The organism is Robertmurraya korlensis (genome assembly GCF_023715225.1).
Classification (GTDB): Bacteria; Bacillota; Bacilli; order Bacillales; family Cytobacillaceae; genus Robertmurraya_A.
Genome location: NZ_JAMBNS010000042.1, coordinates 1 through 779, shown reverse-complemented (window position 1 = coordinate 779; position 779 = coordinate 1). Strand labels below are relative to the sequence as shown.

The window sequence follows — 779 nt, the reverse complement described above, 5'->3', positions numbered from 1 at the left end:
ATTATCACTAGTTAAGGTTACACTGCTGACAGAGACTTCATTAGCTGCTTTTGCCGCAAGTTTAATATCACCCTGTTTACCATTTTGCGAGGTGACTGTGATGTTTAGACCGCTGGTTAAGGCTTGTTTTTGGGCCTCTGTTAGAGGTGACTTAACTTCCAAATCAATAACCGCTTCACCTTTCTCATCCGTTGTGATTGTAGAGCCACTGAGATTATAGACTCCTGTTAAGGATGGGTTGGGAATGTTTACTGTTAATACCTGACCTTTTAGGCCACCAAAATTTTTGTCCAGTGCAACCGCAGTTACTTTCACGTGACTACCTGCTGCCATGATAATGTTGTTGCTATCAGCGGTCACTGAAACTGTTTCCACAGTAGCAGGTGTAGCAACGTCCTTGGCTGAAATTTTTAATGGGGCGATAGTCGTGCCATTAGGTACAGTTGCTTTAACCACTAAACCATTGGTTGCTAGATAGCTACGTTGGGTAGCCGTTAATGATTTAATCTCTAGGTTAATTACTGCTTCACCATTAGAATTGGTAGTTACGGTAGAGCCTGACAGATTAGCAATACCTGTTTGATCAAGTGCAGGTAACACAAAGCTAACAGGTACACCGTCTAATTTACCGTTACTTGCATCTGCAATAACCGCAGTCACGCTAATTTTGTTACCTACCGCTAACTCAAAGGGATTGACACTTGATACTAGTAATGCTTTGCTGACTTTTGCGACATTATTACTAACGGTTGGATCCACACCTAACACCGTAGTAGCAC

General features: G+C 42.2%; 1 protein-coding gene. It reads right to left on the bottom strand.

Annotation, left to right across the window (positions count from 1 at the left end; all coding sequences use genetic code 11):
• Window positions 1–779: hypothetical protein (locus M3175_RS23980; protein ID WP_251524513.1), on the bottom strand; the 779-nt coding region annotated here is incomplete at both ends.